Annotated in this window: 12 protein-coding genes; 4 read left to right on the top strand and 8 right to left on the bottom strand. The window is 58.9% G+C overall.

Translation table 11 applies throughout. The features are described 5' to 3' along the window. Window positions 1-57: 57 nt before the first annotated feature. Both ACTJK7_RS01450 and ACTJK7_RS01445 read left to right on the top strand, forming a co-directional pair. On the top strand, window positions 58-2,145 hold the full coding sequence (locus tag ACTJK7_RS01450) for a hypothetical protein (protein WP_199912974.1): 2,088 nt from the start codon (window positions 58-60) through the stop codon (window positions 2,143-2,145). Window positions 2,146-2,391: 246 nt separating this feature from the next. Then, window positions 2,392-4,836, top strand: coding sequence for an autotransporter outer membrane beta-barrel domain-containing protein (locus tag ACTJK7_RS01445; RefSeq protein ID WP_440779582.1), 2,445 nt, complete (start codon window positions 2,392-2,394; stop codon window positions 4,834-4,836). Window positions 4,837-4,896: 60 nt separating this feature from the next. Here ACTJK7_RS01445 and ACTJK7_RS01440 read toward each other — a convergent pair whose 3' ends face one another. From ACTJK7_RS01440 to ACTJK7_RS01425, 4 genes are all read right to left on the bottom strand, one after another. Beyond that, window positions 4,897-5,394: a hypothetical protein gene (locus tag ACTJK7_RS01440; RefSeq protein WP_064381459.1), complete on the bottom strand. Its 498-nt coding sequence runs from the start codon at window positions 5,392-5,394 to the stop codon at window positions 4,897-4,899. A gap of 216 nt (window positions 5,395-5,610) precedes the next feature. Then, entirely contained in the window at window positions 5,611-6,252 is a 642-nt protein-coding gene (locus ACTJK7_RS01435; RefSeq protein WP_440779584.1) for a DUF1345 domain-containing protein, read from the bottom strand. 79 nt (window positions 6,253-6,331) lie between these two features. After that, entirely contained in the window at window positions 6,332-9,430 is a 3,099-nt protein-coding gene (locus tag ACTJK7_RS01430; protein ID WP_108562107.1) for an efflux RND transporter permease subunit, read from the bottom strand. A 15-nt stretch (window positions 9,431-9,445) separates the two neighbouring features. Next, entirely contained in the window at window positions 9,446-10,603 is a 1,158-nt protein-coding gene (locus ACTJK7_RS01425; RefSeq protein ID WP_011334302.1) for an efflux RND transporter periplasmic adaptor subunit, read from the bottom strand. Between the two features lie 304 nt (window positions 10,604-10,907). Here ACTJK7_RS01425 and ACTJK7_RS01420 point away from each other — a divergent pair, with 304 nt between their 5' ends. Both ACTJK7_RS01420 and ACTJK7_RS01415 read left to right on the top strand, forming a co-directional pair. Further along, window positions 10,908-11,609: a response regulator transcription factor gene (locus ACTJK7_RS01420; RefSeq protein ID WP_007960391.1), complete on the top strand. Its 702-nt coding sequence runs from the start codon at window positions 10,908-10,910 to the stop codon at window positions 11,607-11,609. A gap of 4 nt (window positions 11,610-11,613) precedes the next feature. Continuing rightward, window positions 11,614-12,915: an ATP-binding protein gene (locus ACTJK7_RS01415; protein WP_108562105.1), complete on the top strand. Its 1,302-nt coding sequence runs from the start codon at window positions 11,614-11,616 to the stop codon at window positions 12,913-12,915. 142 nt (window positions 12,916-13,057) lie between these two features. Here ACTJK7_RS01415 and pncA read toward each other — a convergent pair whose 3' ends face one another. The 4 genes from pncA to ACTJK7_RS01395 all read right to left on the bottom strand — a co-directional run bounded on the left by pncA (window position 13,058) and on the right by ACTJK7_RS01395 (window position 15,571). Beyond that, on the bottom strand, window positions 13,058-13,684 hold the full coding sequence (gene pncA / locus ACTJK7_RS01410; RefSeq protein WP_108562103.1) for a bifunctional nicotinamidase/pyrazinamidase: 627 nt from the start codon (window positions 13,682-13,684) through the stop codon (window positions 13,058-13,060). Window positions 13,685-13,734: 50 nt separating this feature from the next. Further along, window positions 13,735-14,493, bottom strand: a complete 759-nt coding sequence (locus ACTJK7_RS01405; RefSeq protein ID WP_108562101.1) for an anti-sigma factor family protein — start codon at window positions 14,491-14,493, stop codon at window positions 13,735-13,737. Continuing rightward, on the bottom strand, window positions 14,490-14,975 hold the full coding sequence (locus tag ACTJK7_RS01400) for a sigma-70 family RNA polymerase sigma factor (protein WP_373874627.1): 486 nt from the start codon (window positions 14,973-14,975) through the stop codon (window positions 14,490-14,492). The genes ACTJK7_RS01405 and ACTJK7_RS01400 overlap by 4 nt, the downstream gene beginning before the upstream one ends. Before the next feature lie 62 nt (window positions 14,976-15,037). Next, window positions 15,038-15,571, bottom strand: coding sequence for a tetratricopeptide repeat protein (locus tag ACTJK7_RS01395; RefSeq protein ID WP_108562097.1), 534 nt, complete (start codon window positions 15,569-15,571; stop codon window positions 15,038-15,040). Window positions 15,572-15,659: the final 88 nt, after the last annotated feature.

Genomic DNA, 15,659 nt, shown 5'->3' with positions numbered 1-15,659 from the left:
GCCCTTGTCGATGAAGGAAGTATTGATATCCATTGTTCAGAGTACTGGAGAACACACATGACAAGTTTTCAAACTGGAACCGCGGGGCAGGGTGGTGGGACCCTTTCTGCTCCTTTACCTGAATTGCCAGATGGCCGAGGCCCTGACGGGGATATCGTTCCCGTTACTGCCATTCCGGTGGGCGGGCCGCTTCAGCTATTACTGGATACAACCGTTCCTGATAACCGGCAAAATGGCGATCAGGTGGCAATAGATATAACTCGAACCCAGCCGCCTACCGTTCCGACCCCCGCAGACTACACAAGGCTGCCACGCGTGACCCTGCCGGATATGGCGCAACGACCGGAAAAATTTCCGTATTCAGTGCCCACGGAACATTTGGGGGAGGACGCAACACCCCCCGGCCCGACTACGTTCTGGGTGCGCTGCGTGTACTATGAACGTGGCCTGAACGCGTTGACTTCGGATTTCGTGCCGTATCGGATTGACCGCACGGCACCCTGGCAAGAAAAACCGATCCAGACTCCGCCCAATCCTGGACAAAGGCCCGGCGTCAAATTAGCCCCGAGAGTGTCATTTCCCAATGCCGATGGCGATCTGGACGATGCGTGGGCAGCTAAGCCGGAAAGCGCAATGGGGTTGAGGGTTGCCATCGACACCACATATCCCAATGCTCAACCGGATGACCACGTGCAGCTGTATTTCGCCAATCAACGAACCAATCCTCCGCAGGTACCGCCTTTCTTCGAAGGTGCCATGCCCGTCGATGGCGAGGTGCGGATTCCGATTGCCGAGTTGAGGAAGATCACCAGCGGCAGGGCTTTCATCTGGTTCATGATTATTGATGCTGCAGGCAACAAAAGTGCTTGGTCAGTAAATTTCAAAAACACTCGCTTTCAGCCGCTGCCCGCATTGGGGCCACTGCGCGTACCGACAAACGATGACGGTCTGATCGACCTGAACGATGCGCGTGCAGGTGTTACTGTCGAAGTCGATCGGCCGGTGAACGCACTCAATGATGATGAGGTGAGCCTGAAATGGGGAAGTCAGGCTGCCCAGGACCTGGAGTTCGGCACCCTGAACAAACTGGTTTTCACTATTCCATGGGCCGCTTTGAGCAAAGAGTATTTCGATAATCAGACCGGCGCGAATTACGAGGTGCCTGTTCAGGTCAAAGCCGATTTGATGCGTAACTTAGTGTCTGTCAGTGAGGTGGATACGAGAGCAAACACTGACTTCTCGACGCACCCGCCTTATACCGTCGACCCACTTATTCCACCTCCAGTCGTCAATCCCGAGTTCCAGAAGGCTATCGTGCGGGGACAAGCCCCTGTTACCGATAACGTGCTGGGCCCACATGATGCCAATCAGACGGCCACGATATACATTGATGTATCACCTGCTACTCCAGGTGACACCTTTCCAGACCCGGAACCGGGTGATCTGGTCACCGCGTATTTCCTCGGAGATGCGGGCGAAGTCGTCGTCGGCTCAATGCCGATGGACGTTACAAATATCAATACAGAGATTGAACTCCCTTTGCCTTATCCCATTGTCGATGCCGGCGGTCTGGGGAAGAAGAAAGTTTGGTGGGTATATGAGAATCCCGGTCGCAACAACATTCAAACTTCGGCCGAAACCGAGGTGACGGTCAATACGGTGGTCATTAATCTTGATCCGCCAGAGTTTGATCGGCCGCCTGCAGACGGGACTGCCGATCCGTTCATTATTTGCGAAAGCCTGACCGTATCGGCCGATGATCATGTGGCCAGATTCCGTATTCCGCCAAACAACCACTTTGTCGACGGTATGCCTATCACGTTCAACTGGCGCGGATTCCGGACGGAGGATTATCAAACGCCGGCACCGTCCGAGACGGAGTACACCGAAACCCGGAATATCAACGCGTCTGAATTGATCGCCGGGATGATTTTTGATGTCGGGCCTTATGATCCGGTGATCCGGGATGTACCAAGGCCTCCACCCGCTACTCCGGATCCTTCAGACTTCTACGCGGGTTATGTAAAAGTCTGGTATTCGACACCGACAGTTCCTACATCCGGTGTAACGGAAATGACGGTCTATTTGCTCAACGCAGACTTCCTGTACTGCGAATCAGAGCCGGGTTGGGATCCAGAGCCATAGCATCAATGCCAGGGCTGCATTCACCGGGAGAACAGTGCTCTCCCGGCGAATGCGGTTGCTCTGTCTTCGAAATTGCTGATAGCTCTTCATTCGGCAGGGATGAACCCTACCTGTAAAAAGGATTAGTCCTACATAGATGATTCGAAGTTGTAGGTATTCTCCGACGCCGCCAATGACGGACGTCTGATGGATCCATGCTGCGAACCGTCGTTCTCCCGTCCCGACAAATCTCAGAGAGTAGTTGTTATGAAGTTTGAAAAGATACCGGGATTGACGTTCATGAAATTTACTGGTGTGCTCACTTATGCAGTGGTGATAATGACCACTTCAGAGCCCGCTAATGCCCGTAATCTTCAACCGGGAGAGGTGGCGACCGTTTCCACAGGCGCTACACCCGAAGCCTGGTTTGTTCCCACGACCGCTACGCTGAATATCAACGGCGCCAGTGCACTGGATATTCAAGTCGGTGGCGGCGCTCTCAATGGCGATAACGCCACGACATCACAGATTGATGCGTCGGCAGGCGCTCGAGTCGACCTTAGCGGATCAACTGTTACCAGCACAGGTTTTGAAGCTGCGCTGGCGTTGACTGACAGCCTGGCCACCCTCTCGAACAGCACGTTGATCAGCCAGGGCGCTGCACTGACGCTGGCCCGGGATCTGCTGACCCCTGTGGGATCTACCGCCACTGTCACTGGCAGTACTTTGCATGGCGGGACATTCGGTGCAGCGGTGACTTCACTCAGCACATTGAATCTGATCAATACTCAAGTGAGCGCAACGGATGCGGACGGTATCGGGTTGGCCCTGTTTGGCGGGAATGCCAATGTAAGTGCCCGCAGCAAGATTACCGGCGGTCTCAACGGGGTCAGTTTCGGGCAGGACACCGTAGCCAATCCCGGTGATGTCACTGGTCGAAGTCATTTAATACTGGATGACGCGACCGTCGAGGGGCTCAGTGGCGCGGCAATTACTGTCGATTTGGCAACACCTGCTGGTCAGCCAGTGCTGATCGATGTCAACAACGGCTCTCGTTTGATCGGGGGTAATGGCAATATCCTCGAAGTAGTCGATGGAGCCGCTGCTCAGTTCCAGGTCGACAACAGTAAATTGTCCGGCAACATCGAAGTCGCTGAGGGGGGCGTCGCCAGCGTTTCGTTGAGAAACGCCGCGACATTGGATGGCAACCTGATCAATGTCGATTCGGTAAAGCTTGATACCCAAAGCGTTCTCACCGGTAAGATCCAGGGCACCGGTGCGGGAGCGGTGGTGCTGGACAACAATGCCCGATTCACGGGTGCTGTTTCCGGTGTCAGCAGCATGTCGGTCAGCCGTGGTGCCGAATGGAACATGGCCGGTAGCAGTAACTCGGTCGCGCGCCTGGACATGCAGGGCGGTACAGTGCGTTTTGGAACAGACCAGGCCTATAGTCAGCTGGATATAGCCACCTTATCGGGCAACGGTCAGTTTTTTATGCGCACGGACGTGGGTACTGCTCAGACGGATTTTTTGAATGTCACAGAGTCGGCAACGGGCCAGCATGGTTTGGTGGTGGAGGCTACCGCCAGCGAGCCCGCCAGTGGGGCGCTGATCAAAGTGGGGAACATCGCTTCCGGAGATGCGCAGTTTTCCCTGCAAAGTGGACAAGTCGATATTGGCGCCCTGGCCTACAAGCTGGTGAGAGAGGGCGAAGGGCTGTATCTGCAACCCGATGGGACCACACCGAGCACGGGTTCTCAAACCGCTCTTGCGATCTCCGGAACGGTGCCCACGGTCATTCAATCCGAGATGACCACCCTCAATACTCGCCTCGGAGACCGGCGCATGGCCGGCACTCAGCCCAGGGCACAATCGGAAGGGGCATTGAGCTCGAATGCTCAAGATTCGTCATCCGGTCTCTGGATTCGAACCTACGGTAATCAGTACAACGTAAAGAGCGCTTACGGTAACGGTTTCAATCAACACCAGACAGGTGTCTCGGTAGGGGTGGACAAAGCATTGCCATTTTGGGACGGCCAATGGTTGATCGGTGTCTTTGGCGGCTACAGCAACACGCGTCTGGATTTGGCGCGAGGCAGTTCCGGTACGATTGACAGTGGTTATGCAGGTCTTTACTTGACCTGGTTTGATCAAGCGACAGGTTATTACGTGGATACCGTCGGCAAGATCAACCGGTTCAATAACGATGTCAAAGTCACCTTGAGCGACGACACTCGGACCAAAGGCAACTTCAAAAACCTGGGTTTGAGCGGGACCGTGGAAGTCGGCAAGCACATTCCCTTGGACCACGGTTATTTCATTGAGCCTTCCACGCAAATAGGTTTGGCAGCCGTTGAGGGCAAGCGCTACCACTTGGACAATGGCTTGCAAGTAGACAGCGACGAGACTCGTTCGGTACTCGGCAAGGTCGGGATGACGGTGGGGAGTGAGCTCACGCTGGACAATGGCAGCAAGCTGCAACCACGCCTCCGTGCCGCTGTCAGCCACGAGTTCGTCAATAACAACCGCGTCAGTGTCAACGACACCAGTTTCAATAATGACTTGTCCAGTACCAGCCTGGAATTGACCGGGGGAATGAACTGGGTTCCGGTCAACAAAAAATGGCAGGTTTATGCGGAGGTTGGCACCAGTCGAGGTACGAAAGTTGACCAGGAGCTGGGGGGGAGTGTGGGGTTGAGTTATAACTTCTGAATGGGGTCGAAATAGAAAGGAAGCTTGAAAGCTTCCTTTTTTTATGGGCTGTTGGGCGAGTTATCTTCGGATCTTGCTGAGGTCAACGATAACGAGGAACTCTCCAGAGATCGGAAACACATTGTCACCATCTGAACCGCCATGATCAAACAAACCCGTCCACGTTGCGGTCAGGTTTTTTTCGGTTTCATCGTATTGAAATGTGATGGTACCGCTTTCGGCCATGTGTAGGTCACCGTTCACCGGGTTGGAGTTATAGGTCACTCGGACATCGTCCATATTCTTGGATAGTGAAGCCGTTCCTGGCGCGGGCTTCGAGGAAAAGACAAATTCGATTGTCTGTGTCATTCCATTTTCTGTGTGCCCGGCTCTGAGCCAGTAAAACAGACCATCGGGAAACGCTTTTAACTCGAGTACAGGCACAGAGGTTGAGCGAAATTCTTTGAATGGCGGGATCTTGACGTGTCTGAAGCCTGGATTGGCATCGCCATTGATGGTGGCCGACAAGTACGGTTGTGCGGTAAGCGTTGGCGCGTAGGCTCGGGCTGCGAAGCTCATGAGTTTATCTCCATACAGAATGGTAAGAGTCATCCAAAGACTGACCGGTCCTACTTCTGGATGTTGTATGGAAGCTCAAAGAGGATGCGGCTGTAAACTGTCAGAGTTGACAGTTTACAGCCGTTTATTTTTGTGATTTTTTAGACTTCCTTTATTTCGGTTTTCATTCTGAGGTTTTCATTCAAAACCGACGAAAACACTGATGTTTTGGGCAACTCATCCAAACAAGCCGGCGGCGATGTTGATTGAAAACCCCAGAATCGCGGTGTTGAACACAAACCCGATCAACGACTGCGCCAGCACGATCTTGCGGATCTCCCGCGTGGCCACGCCAACATCCGCCGTCTGCACCGCCACGCCGATGGTGAACGAGAAGTACAGAAAGTCCCAATAGTTGGGCGTGGTCAGGCCTTCGGCAAAGCGCAGCGCCGGCTCCTTGCCGTCCCAGGTGTAAAACAGCCGGGCGTAGTGGACGCTGAAGATAACCCCGATCAGCAACCATGAACCGATCACCGTCAACGCGGTAAAGCCGTAGTGCAGGAGCTTGTGGGAAGTTTGCAGGTCCTTGCTGCCGACCAGTTCCAGGGTGATGGCCGCCAGACTGGCCAGCGCCGCGATGCACACAACGAACAACACCAGCCCGGCATTTTCATCCTCGACTTCGGCGATGCGTCTGACGTCCGGTGCTTTCGCGCGAGCTGTCAGCCAGAACATCAGGAGCAGATAGGTCCAGACGCCGGCGTTCCAGCCGATAAGGATTTTGCTGATGACCGAGTCGGCAGGGACCAGCAGGCCGACGGCAAGACCGAACAATGCGGCGGCGGAAAGACGAGGGTGGGTGCGGGCAAGGAAGCGCATGGGGACTCAATGGGCCAGGGTGGTTCAGACACCTTAGCCCAGCGCGGCGACCTGTGGCCACCGCGCAGGGAATGGTCAATCAATCAGGCTTGGCGAACCTGCGTACTAGTTTGATCACGACTACGAAGAACACCGGCACAAAGATTACCGCCAATGTGGCCGTAATCATCCCGCCAATCACCCCGGTACCAATCGCCTGCTGGCTCGCCGAACTCGCGCCCGTGGCAATTGCCAACGGCACCACACCCAGAATGAACGCCAGCGAAGTCATCACAATCGGCCGCAACCGCAGGCGCGCCGCTTGAAGCGTGGCGTCAATCAGGTCATGACCTTCGTCATACAGGCTCTTGGCAAATTCGATGATCAAAATCGCGTTCTTTGCCGACAGACCAATGATGGTGATCAGGCCGACCTTGAAGAACACGTCGTTGGGCATTCCGCGCAGGGTCACTGCCAGCACTGCGCCGAGTACACCGAGCGGCACAACGAGCAACACCGATGTCGGAATCGACCAGCTCTCGTACAACGCAGCCAGACACAGGAACACGATCAGCAGCGAAAGCCCGAGCAGAATCGGCGCCTGACTGCCGGACAAACGTTCCTGCAGCGACAGACCGGTCCATTCCTGACCCATACCTTTCGGGCCTTGTGCGACTAGCCGTTCAATTTCCGCCATGGCTTCGCCGGTGCTGTGGCCGGGTTTTGGTTCGCCGGAAATCGAAATCGCCGGGTAGCCGTTGTAGCGGGTCAATTGTGCCGGGCCTTGAGTCCACGTGGCTTTGACGAACGCCGACAACGGCACCATTTTCCCGGCGTCGTTGCGCACGTGCATTTTCAGCAGGTCATCGACCTGACTTCGGCGATCACCTTCAGCCTGCACGACCACCCGTTGCATGCGCCCCTGATTGGGGAAGTCGTTGACGTACGAAGAGCCGATGGCGGTGGACAGCGCATTGCCAACGTCTGCGAACGAAACCCCCAGCGCATTGGCCTGTTTGCGGTCCACTTCCAGCTGTACTTGGGGGGCTTCGGCCAGCGCGCTTTCACGCACGTTCATCAGGATCGGGCTTTTCTCGGCGGCGGCGAGCAGTTGGGTGCGCGCTTCCATCAAGGTTGCATGACCGAGGCCGCCGCGATCCTGCAGGCGGAACTCAAAGCCGCTGGACGTGCCGAGGCCATCCACCGGCGGCGGCAGCACGGCGAAGGCCACGGCATCCTTGATCTGGCTGAGGGCGATGTTGGCGCGGTCGGCAATCGAACTTGCCGAGTCGTCGCTGCCACGCTGCGACCAGTCCTTGAGCGTGGTGAACGCCAACGCAGCATTCTGGCCGCTGCCGGAGAAGCTGAACCCGAGAATCACCGTGCTGTCGCCCACGCCCGGTTCGCTGGCGTTGTGCGCTTCGATCTGCTCGACCACCTGCACTGTGCGGTTCTTGCTCGCACCGGGTGGCAGTTGAATGTCGGTGATGGTGTAACCCTGATCCTCGACCGGCAGGAACGAGGAGGGCAGGCGCGCGAAGCACAGGCCCAGACCCACCAGCAATACAACGTAGATCAGCAGATAGCGACCGGTGCGTTTCAGTGCGTAGCCGACCCAGCCCTGATAGCGATCGGTCAACTGCTCGAAGCGGCGATTGAACCAGCCGAAGAAACCGGTTTTCTCGTGGTGTTCGCCTTTGGCGATCGGCTTGAGCAGCGTTGCGCACAACGCCGGGGTCAAGGTCAGGGCGAGAAACGCCGAGAACAGGATCGAGGTGGCCATCGACAGTGAGAATTGCCGGTAAATCACGCCCACCGAACCCTGCATGAAGGCCATCGGAATGAACACCGCGACAAGCACCAGCGTAATGCCGATGATCGCGCCGGTGATCTGGGTCATCGCCTTACGCGTCGCTTCTTTCGGCGACAGGCCTTCAGTAGCCATGATCCGCTCGACGTTCTCCACCACCACGATGGCGTCGTCCACCAGAATGCCGATGGCCAGCACCATGCCGAACATGGTCAGCACGTTGATCGAGAAGCCCAGCGCCAGCATCGTCGCAAAAGTACCCATCAACGCTACCGGCACAACCAGCGTCGGAATCAGGGTGTAGCGGATGTTCTGCAGGAACAGGAACATCACCGCAAATACCAGCAGCATCGCTTCGCCAAGGGTGTAGACCACTTTGGTGATCGAGACCTTCACGAATGGCGACGTGTCGTAAGGAATCTTGTATTCCACGCCGGCCGGGAAGTAGCGCGACAGCTCATCCATCTTCGCCCGGATCAAGGTCGCGGTGCTGAGGGCGTTGGCACCCGGCGACAGTTGCACACCGACGGCGGTGGACGGCTTGCCGTTAAGACGGGTGCCGAACTGGTATTCCTGGCTGCCGATCTCGACCCGCGCCACATCCTTGATGCGCACGGTGGAACCGTCCGGGTTGGCCTTGAGCACGATGTCGGCGAACTCTTCCGGTGTCGAAAGCTGACCCTTGACCAGAATCGTCGCGGTGATTTCCTGAGTGCTCGGGTTCGGCAGATCGCCGATGCTGCCGGCCGAGACCTGGGCGTTCTGCGCGACGATGGCGGCGTTGACGTCGGCCGGTGTCAGGTTGAAGCCGATCAGCTTCTGCGGATCGACCCAGATCCGCATCGCCCGCTCGGCGCCGTACAACTGGGCCTTACCGACGCCGTCGATGCGCTTGATCTCGTTCATCACGTTGCGCGCCAGGTAATCGCTGAGTGCCACGTCGTCGAGCTTGCCGTCGCTGGAGGTCAAAGTGATCAGCAACAGGAAACCGGCGGAGACTTTCTCCACCTGCAAACCTTGCTGATTGACCGCTTGCGGCAGGCGTGACTCGACTACCTTCAGGCGATTCTGCACATCAACCTGCGCCAGCTCCGGGTTGGTGCCCGGCTGGAACGTCGCCTTGATCGTGGCGCTACCCAGGCTGCTCTGGGATTCGAAATACAGCAGGTGATCGGCGCCGTTGAGCTCTTCCTCGATCAGGCTGACCACGCTCTCGTCGACGGTCTGCGCCGAGGCGCCCGGGTACACGGCATAGATTTCGATCTGCGGCGGCGCGACATCGGGGTATTGCGCCACCGGCAGTTGCGGGATGGCCAGCGCACCGGCCAACAGGATGAACAGCGCGACGACCCAAGCGAACACCGGGCGGTCGATAAAGAACTGCGGCATAGAAGAGCGTCCTGCTTACTGACCAGAGGTCTGGGCAAGTGGAAGAGGGGTGTCGTCGATCTGCACCACTTCGCCCGGACGGGCGTGTTGCAGGCCTTCGATGACAATGCGGTCGCCGGCCTTGAGGCCGCCGGTGACGATCCAGCGGTCGTTCTGTACCGCGCCGAGCTGTACCGGTTGCTGGGCGACGCGCATCTGGTCGTCGACGGTCAGGACCTGCGCCACACCGGCGCTGTCACGTTGCACCGCGCGTTGTGGCACGGTCAGGCCATGCTGGATCACGCCTTGCTCCAGACGCACGCGAACGTAGCTACCCGGCAACAGATCGAGATCCGGATTGGGGAACTCGCTGCGCAGGATGATCTGACCGGTGCCCGGATCGACCGTAATGTCACTGAACAGCAGTTTGCCCGGCAGCGGATAAAGGCTGCCGTCGTCCTGGATCAGCGTGGCCTTGACCTGATCCTGGCCGACCTGTTGCAACTGGCCGGAACGGAATGCCCGGCGCAACTCGTTGAGTTCGCGGGTCGACTGGGTCAGGTCGGCGTGGATCGGGTTCAGCTGCTGGATCAGCGCCATGGGCGTTGTTTCGTTCTGGCCGACCAGCGCACCTTCGGTGACCAAGGCACGGCCGACGCGCCCGGAAATCGGCGCGGTGACGGTGGCGTAACCGAGGTTCAGCTTCGCGCGCTCGACGGCTGCCTTGTTGGCGGCAACGTCAGCGGCAGTCTGCCGGGCATTGGCGCGGGCGTTGTCGTAATCCTGAGCGCTGATGGCCTTGTCGTCGATCAACTGGGCGTAGCGCTGCTCCTGCAACTTCGCCTGGAACGCGTTGGCCTCGGCCTTGCGCAGGGCGGCTTCGGCGCTATCGAGGTCAGCCTTGAACGGTGCCGGATCGATGCGGAACAGCACATCGCCTTTTTTCACGTCGCTGCCTTCGCGGTAGGTGCGTTGCAGCACAACCCCGGCCACCCGGGCGCGGACTTCGGCAATGCGCGGCGCGGCAATCCGCCCGCTCAGTTCGCTGCTGATCGACAGGGGGCGCGCCTCAAGGGTTTCGATCCGCACGGTGGCCGGCGGCGCCTGTTCCTCGGCGTTGGAGGATTTATCACAGGCACTCAGCGTCAGCGCCAATGCGATCAGGCCGAGCCCAGCCAGCAGATTCTTCGACATGTACAACCCCCAATATTGATCTGCGCATCCTACGGACAGTCGCAGAGGGTAGCGGTGAAGCTTTGTAGGTGCTGTGTGAAATTGTGTAAGGGTTTTGCTCGGGGACGAGTGAGGGCGTATATCCTTTACGCCTTGATATTTATTGCGACAGATAAGCCGCCTTCGCGGGCAAGTCGAGTCGTCGCACCGCCGCTCCCACAGTGATTGTTGGTTTTCACAACATCTGTTTTCACACTGGACCTGTGGGAGCGGGCTTGCCCGCGAAGAGGCCCTGCCAGTCGCCACAGCACTTTCTGGATCATCAATGCCCAACATTCTTCTGGTCGAAGACGACACCGCCCTCGCCGAACTGATTTCCAGCTACCTGGAGCGCAACGGTTACTCCGTCAGCGTGATCGGTCGTGGCGACCATGTGCGCGAACGGGCGCGGCTCAATCCGCCGGATCTGGTGATTCTCGACCTGATGCTGCCGGGCCTCGACGGTTTGCAGGTCTGTCGCCTGCTGCGCGCCGACTCGGCAACGCTGCCGATCCTGATGCTCACCGCCCGCGACGACAGCCACGATCAGGTGCTGGGCCTGGAAATGGGCGCCGACGATTACGTCACCAAACCCTGTGAGCCGCGCGTCCTGCTGGCGCGGGTACGCACTTTATTGCGGCGCAGCAGCCTTGGTGAGCCGATGACCGCCAACGACCGGATTCTGATGGGCAACCTGTGCATCGACCTGTCGGAGCGCACGGTGACCTGGCGCGAACAGCCGGTTGAACTGTCCAGTGGCGAATACAACCTGCTGGTGGTGCTGGCTCGTCATGCCGGGGAAGTGCTGAGCCGCGACCAGATCCTGCAACGCCTGCGCGGCATCGAATTCAACGGCACCGACCGCTCGGTGGACGTGGCGATTTCCAAGCTGCGGCGCAAGTTCGACGACCACGCCGGCGAGGCGCGCAAGATCAAGACCGTGTGGGGCAAGGGTTATCTGTTCAGCCGTTCCGAGTGGGAATGCTGATTCGATGTTCAGAATCCTGTTTCGCCTTTATCTGGTGACGATCGTCTCCTACAGTGCGGCGATCTATCTGGTGCCGGATCTGGTAGTGATGGCGTTCAAGCAGCGATTCGTCACTTACAACCTCGACTATTCCCGAGGCCTGCAATCGCTGATTACCAAGCAGTTTCGCGCGGTGCCGCAGGATCAGTGGCCGGCACTCGCGGCGTCGATGGACAAGGATTTCCAGCCGCTGCACATCGTGCTCGCCCGTATCGATGACCCCGGCTTCACCGCCATCGAGCAAGAGCGGCTGCGGCGCGGCGAGAACATGGTGCGGGTGGGCGACTGGGGCTGGCGCACGCTGGCGGTCACGCCACTGAACGACGAAATGGCGGTGCAGATGGTGGTGCCGCCGGATCCGATGGACGTGAGTCTGTTGTACTGGAGCATCAACGTGCTGATCGGCGCGAGCCTGCTGGCGTGCCTGTTGCTCTGGTTTCGTCCGCACTGGCGTGATCTGGAACGCCTCAAGGGCACGGCCGAACGCTTCGGCAAGGGCCATTTGAGCGAGCGCACGCAAATCGGCCCGAGTTCCAATATCGGCAGCCTGGCCCACGTGTTCGACACCATGGCCGGTGATATCGAAAACCTGCTCAATCAGCAACGGGATCTGCTCAACGCCGTGTCCCACGAGCTGCGCACGCCGCTGACCCGCCTGGACTTCGGCCTGGCGCTGGCGCTGTCCGACGACTTGCCGCAAGCCAGCCGCGAGCGCCTGCAAGGGTTGGTCGCGCATATTCGTGAACTCGATGAATTGGTGCTGGAGTTGCTGTCCTACAGTCGCCTGCAGAATCCGGCGAAGTTGCCGGAGCAGGTCGAAGTGTCGCTGGACGAGTTCATCGACAGCATTCTGGGCAGCGTCGATGAAGAACTGGAATCCCCGGAAATCGTCATCGATGTGCTGCTGCACAATCAGCTGGAACGCTTTTCCCTCGACCCGCGCCTGACGGCCCGCGCGATTCAGAACCTGCTGCGCAACGCCATGCGCTACTGCGAAAAGCGCATTCAGATTGGCGTGCAGGTTTGTCCGAAGGGTTGTGAGATCTGGGTGGACGATGACGGAATCGGCATTCCGGAAGATGAGCGGGAGCGGATTTTCGAGCCGTTCTATCGACTGGACCGCAGCCGCGATCGGGCGACCGGCGGGTTTGGCCTGGGGCTGGCGATCAGCCGGCGGGCGTTGGAGGCGCAGGGCGGGACGTTGACGGTGGAAGGTTCGCCGTTGGGTGGGGCGCGGTTCAGACTTTGGCTGCCTACCCCGACTTGATGATCGCTGAGGTCCCACTCAGAGCGCTGATCGTTCCCACGCTCTGCGTGGGAATGCCGCCCAGGACGCTCCGCGTCCTTTGTGACGCAGAGCGTCACCGTATGCATTCCCACGCGGAGCGTGGGAACGATCAGCACGTCGGTCAAAGCAGTTCAGTGGACTGGATCAATCCAACCCCGGCCACCTGCATCCGCTCGATCGCCGATGCCAGTGATCCGTTCATGTCGATTGCCCGACACCCATCCAGCACCACAAACGTGTTGAACCCCGCCGCCCGTGCATCCAGTGCGGAGAACATCACGCAGAAATCCAGCGCCAGACCGACCATGTACACCGTGTCGATACCGCGTTCCTTCAGATAACCGGCCAGGCCCGTGGTCGTGACGCGATCCGCTTCCAGAAACGCCGAATAACTGTCGATGTCCGGGTTGCAGCCCTTGCGGATGATCAATTGCGCGTGGGGCAGATCGAGTCCCGTGTGAAACTCGGCACCGCGTGAACCCTGAATGCAGTGATCCGGCCACAGCGTCTGCTCGCCGTACGGCAGTTGAATCACCTCATAAGGCTGGCGACCGGGGTGGCTGGAGGCAAACGACGCATGCCCGGCCGGGTGCCAGTCCTGTGCGATGACCACTTGCTTGAACTGCCCGGCGAGCCGGTTGATCAACGGAACAATCAAATCACCTTCCGGCACGGCCAACTGGCCGCCGGGAATGAAGTCGTTCTGCACGTCGATGACCAGCAGGGCTGTACGTGGCGAAATCGGCATAAATCCATCCTTCTGGGAAAATCACCCGAGCAGCATAGTGACAAAATTCTTTAAACGTTCAGCCGGGTCTTAAACATTTTTGCCATGTCCTCCAGCTCGGAAGCCGGGTGGTGGCCGATCAGCATCCAGGCGTGTTCGCGTTCGGTCCAGTAAACCACGTTCATCCCGTGCCGACGTTCATGGGCCAGCGGCTGGCTGCCGCTGTTGGTGCGTGTGACGCATAGCGCCAGCGGGCCGTGGGTGGCGTCGAGCCAGGTCATCTGGGCGATGGGTACGCCGTCGTACTCGAGCAATTGCGCACGTTTGAACTGCGCACCGGGCAGTTTCAGTTTCGCCGGCGACAGACTCACGCCGAGCCGCACATCGACGGATCGCAACTGCGCCAATTGCGAGGCCTCGTCGGTAGGTAAGTGCTCAAGGGTCTGTGGCACATACAGCGCCATGTAATCGCCCACCCGTTCGCGCCAGTTGTGCGATTGCTGCGTTTGCCAGGCCAGGAACAAGCGGTCCGTCGCGACACCTGCAAGCGCCACGCCCGCTGCCGCTGCGCCGATGAACCATCGCCGGCTGAAACCGGGTTTCTGCGGTGACGGCGCGGCATCGAGCCGGGCCTGCAAGCGATCGAGCGGCGCCTGTTGCGCCAGTTCGTCGTAGGCAGCCTTGAACGGCAGGTTGCTGCGGCTCAGCCATTGCACCCGCAGGCTCAGCAGCGGATCGTCGGCGATGAGGCTGTCGAGCTGGCTGCGCTGTTCGCGGTCCAGTTCATCGTCCAGATACGCCACCAGTTGCTCGTCGGAAGGCGCATTCATTGCCGATCTCCTGCGGGGCTCTTCGGTACCGCTTGCAGCGGCGGGTATTCGGCCAGTTTCAGGCGTGCGGTGGCCAGCCGGCTCATGACTGTGCCGATCGGCACTTGCAGGATCTCGGCAACTTCGCGGTAGGAAAGCCCCTCGACGTAAACCAGATAAACCGTTTCGCGTTGGGTTTCCGGCAACGCATCGACCCGGCGGATCACCTGCGCCGCCATCACGTGGGTCTGCGCGGCGTATTCGCCATCGAACGTCAGCTGGCTGTCGGCGTCCGCCACGCCCTGGCCCTGGCGCACCCGGCGGGCGCGCACTTCGTTGAGCCAGATCGAATGCAGAATGCTCAGCAGCCAGCGATCCATGCGTGTGCCGGCCACATACTGCCCCGAACGCTCCAGCGCCCGCACGCAGGTGGCTTGCACCAGATCCTCGGCCACGTGCCGATTGCGCGACAGCAGCAAGCCGTAACGCCACAGGCGCGCCAGGTGTTGCCCGAGTTCGGCTCTGAAGGCCTGATCGCTGAAAATGTTCGCCTCCGCGTGTCGTGTCAGGTTTTCGATGAATCGTTGATGGCTTCGGCCAGGTCCCGGTATTCCTCACAGGTCGTGCCGCAGATCTTCTGGATGTGCTGCAACTGTTCCTGCGCCAGATCGACGCGGCCCTTGATGATGTAAGCCTCGCCCAGGTATTCGCGGACCTGCGCGTACTGCGGATCAAGCTTCACCGATTGCAGGTAATAACCGATGCCTTCGTCGGTGCGCCCCAGTTTGCGCGTGGCGTAACCGCGATAGTTGAGGGCCTTGGCGGTGTTCGGTTGTTCCAGCGTGTCGAGCAGGGCCAGGGCTTCTTCATAACGGCCGGCCTTGGCCAGACGGTAGGCGTAATCGGTCCGGTCGGCGTCGGGCACCAGATGGCTGGTCTGCATCACGCACTTCTGGGTCTTGGTGTCGAATACCTGGCCTTTGGGGCAGTTGGGTTTCTGCACCGGCGCCTCTTCATCGCCATTGGCGAAGGCGAGGGGGCTCGCGAAAACGGCGGCCACCAGCAACGGGGCGGCGAACATAACGGAACGGATAGTCATGGGCAAGGCTCCACAGGGGGTCATGTTTCACTTTGAACACCACAGGGTGAACATTTATTCATTGCTTTGTCAGGCTTTGTTAAAGGAA

It is taken from the genome of Pseudomonas sp. 22085 (genome assembly GCF_052045815.1).
Taxonomy (GTDB): Bacteria; Pseudomonadota; Gammaproteobacteria; order Pseudomonadales; family Pseudomonadaceae; genus Aquipseudomonas; species Aquipseudomonas glycinae.
This window is presented reverse-complemented; position numbering and strand designations above follow the sequence as displayed.

Coding starts and splice junctions, on each gene's coding strand:
- ACTJK7_RS01450 (WP_199912974.1), top strand. CDS start 58: ATGACAAGTTTTCAAACTGGAACCGCGGGGCAGGGTGGTGGGACCCTT.
- ACTJK7_RS01445 (WP_440779582.1), top strand. CDS start 2,392: ATGAAGTTTGAAAAGATACCGGGATTGACGTTCATGAAATTTACTGGT.
- ACTJK7_RS01440 (WP_064381459.1), bottom strand. CDS start 5,394: ATGAGCTTCGCAGCCCGAGCCTACGCGCCAACGCTTACCGCACAACCG.
- ACTJK7_RS01435 (WP_440779584.1), bottom strand. CDS start 6,252: ATGCGCTTCCTTGCCCGCACCCACCCTCGTCTTTCCGCCGCCGCATTG.
- ACTJK7_RS01430 (WP_108562107.1), bottom strand. CDS start 9,430: ATGCCGCAGTTCTTTATCGACCGCCCGGTGTTCGCTTGGGTCGTCGCG.
- ACTJK7_RS01425 (WP_011334302.1), bottom strand. CDS start 10,603: ATGTCGAAGAATCTGCTGGCTGGGCTCGGCCTGATCGCATTGGCGCTG.
- ACTJK7_RS01420 (WP_007960391.1), top strand. CDS start 10,908: ATGCCCAACATTCTTCTGGTCGAAGACGACACCGCCCTCGCCGAACTG.
- ACTJK7_RS01415 (WP_108562105.1), top strand. CDS start 11,614: ATGTTCAGAATCCTGTTTCGCCTTTATCTGGTGACGATCGTCTCCTAC.
- pncA (WP_108562103.1), bottom strand. CDS start 13,684: ATGCCGATTTCGCCACGTACAGCCCTGCTGGTCATCGACGTGCAGAAC.
- ACTJK7_RS01405 (WP_108562101.1), bottom strand. CDS start 14,493: ATGAATGCGCCTTCCGACGAGCAACTGGTGGCGTATCTGGACGATGAA.
- ACTJK7_RS01395 (WP_108562097.1), bottom strand. CDS start 15,571: ATGACTATCCGTTCCGTTATGTTCGCCGCCCCGTTGCTGGTGGCCGCC.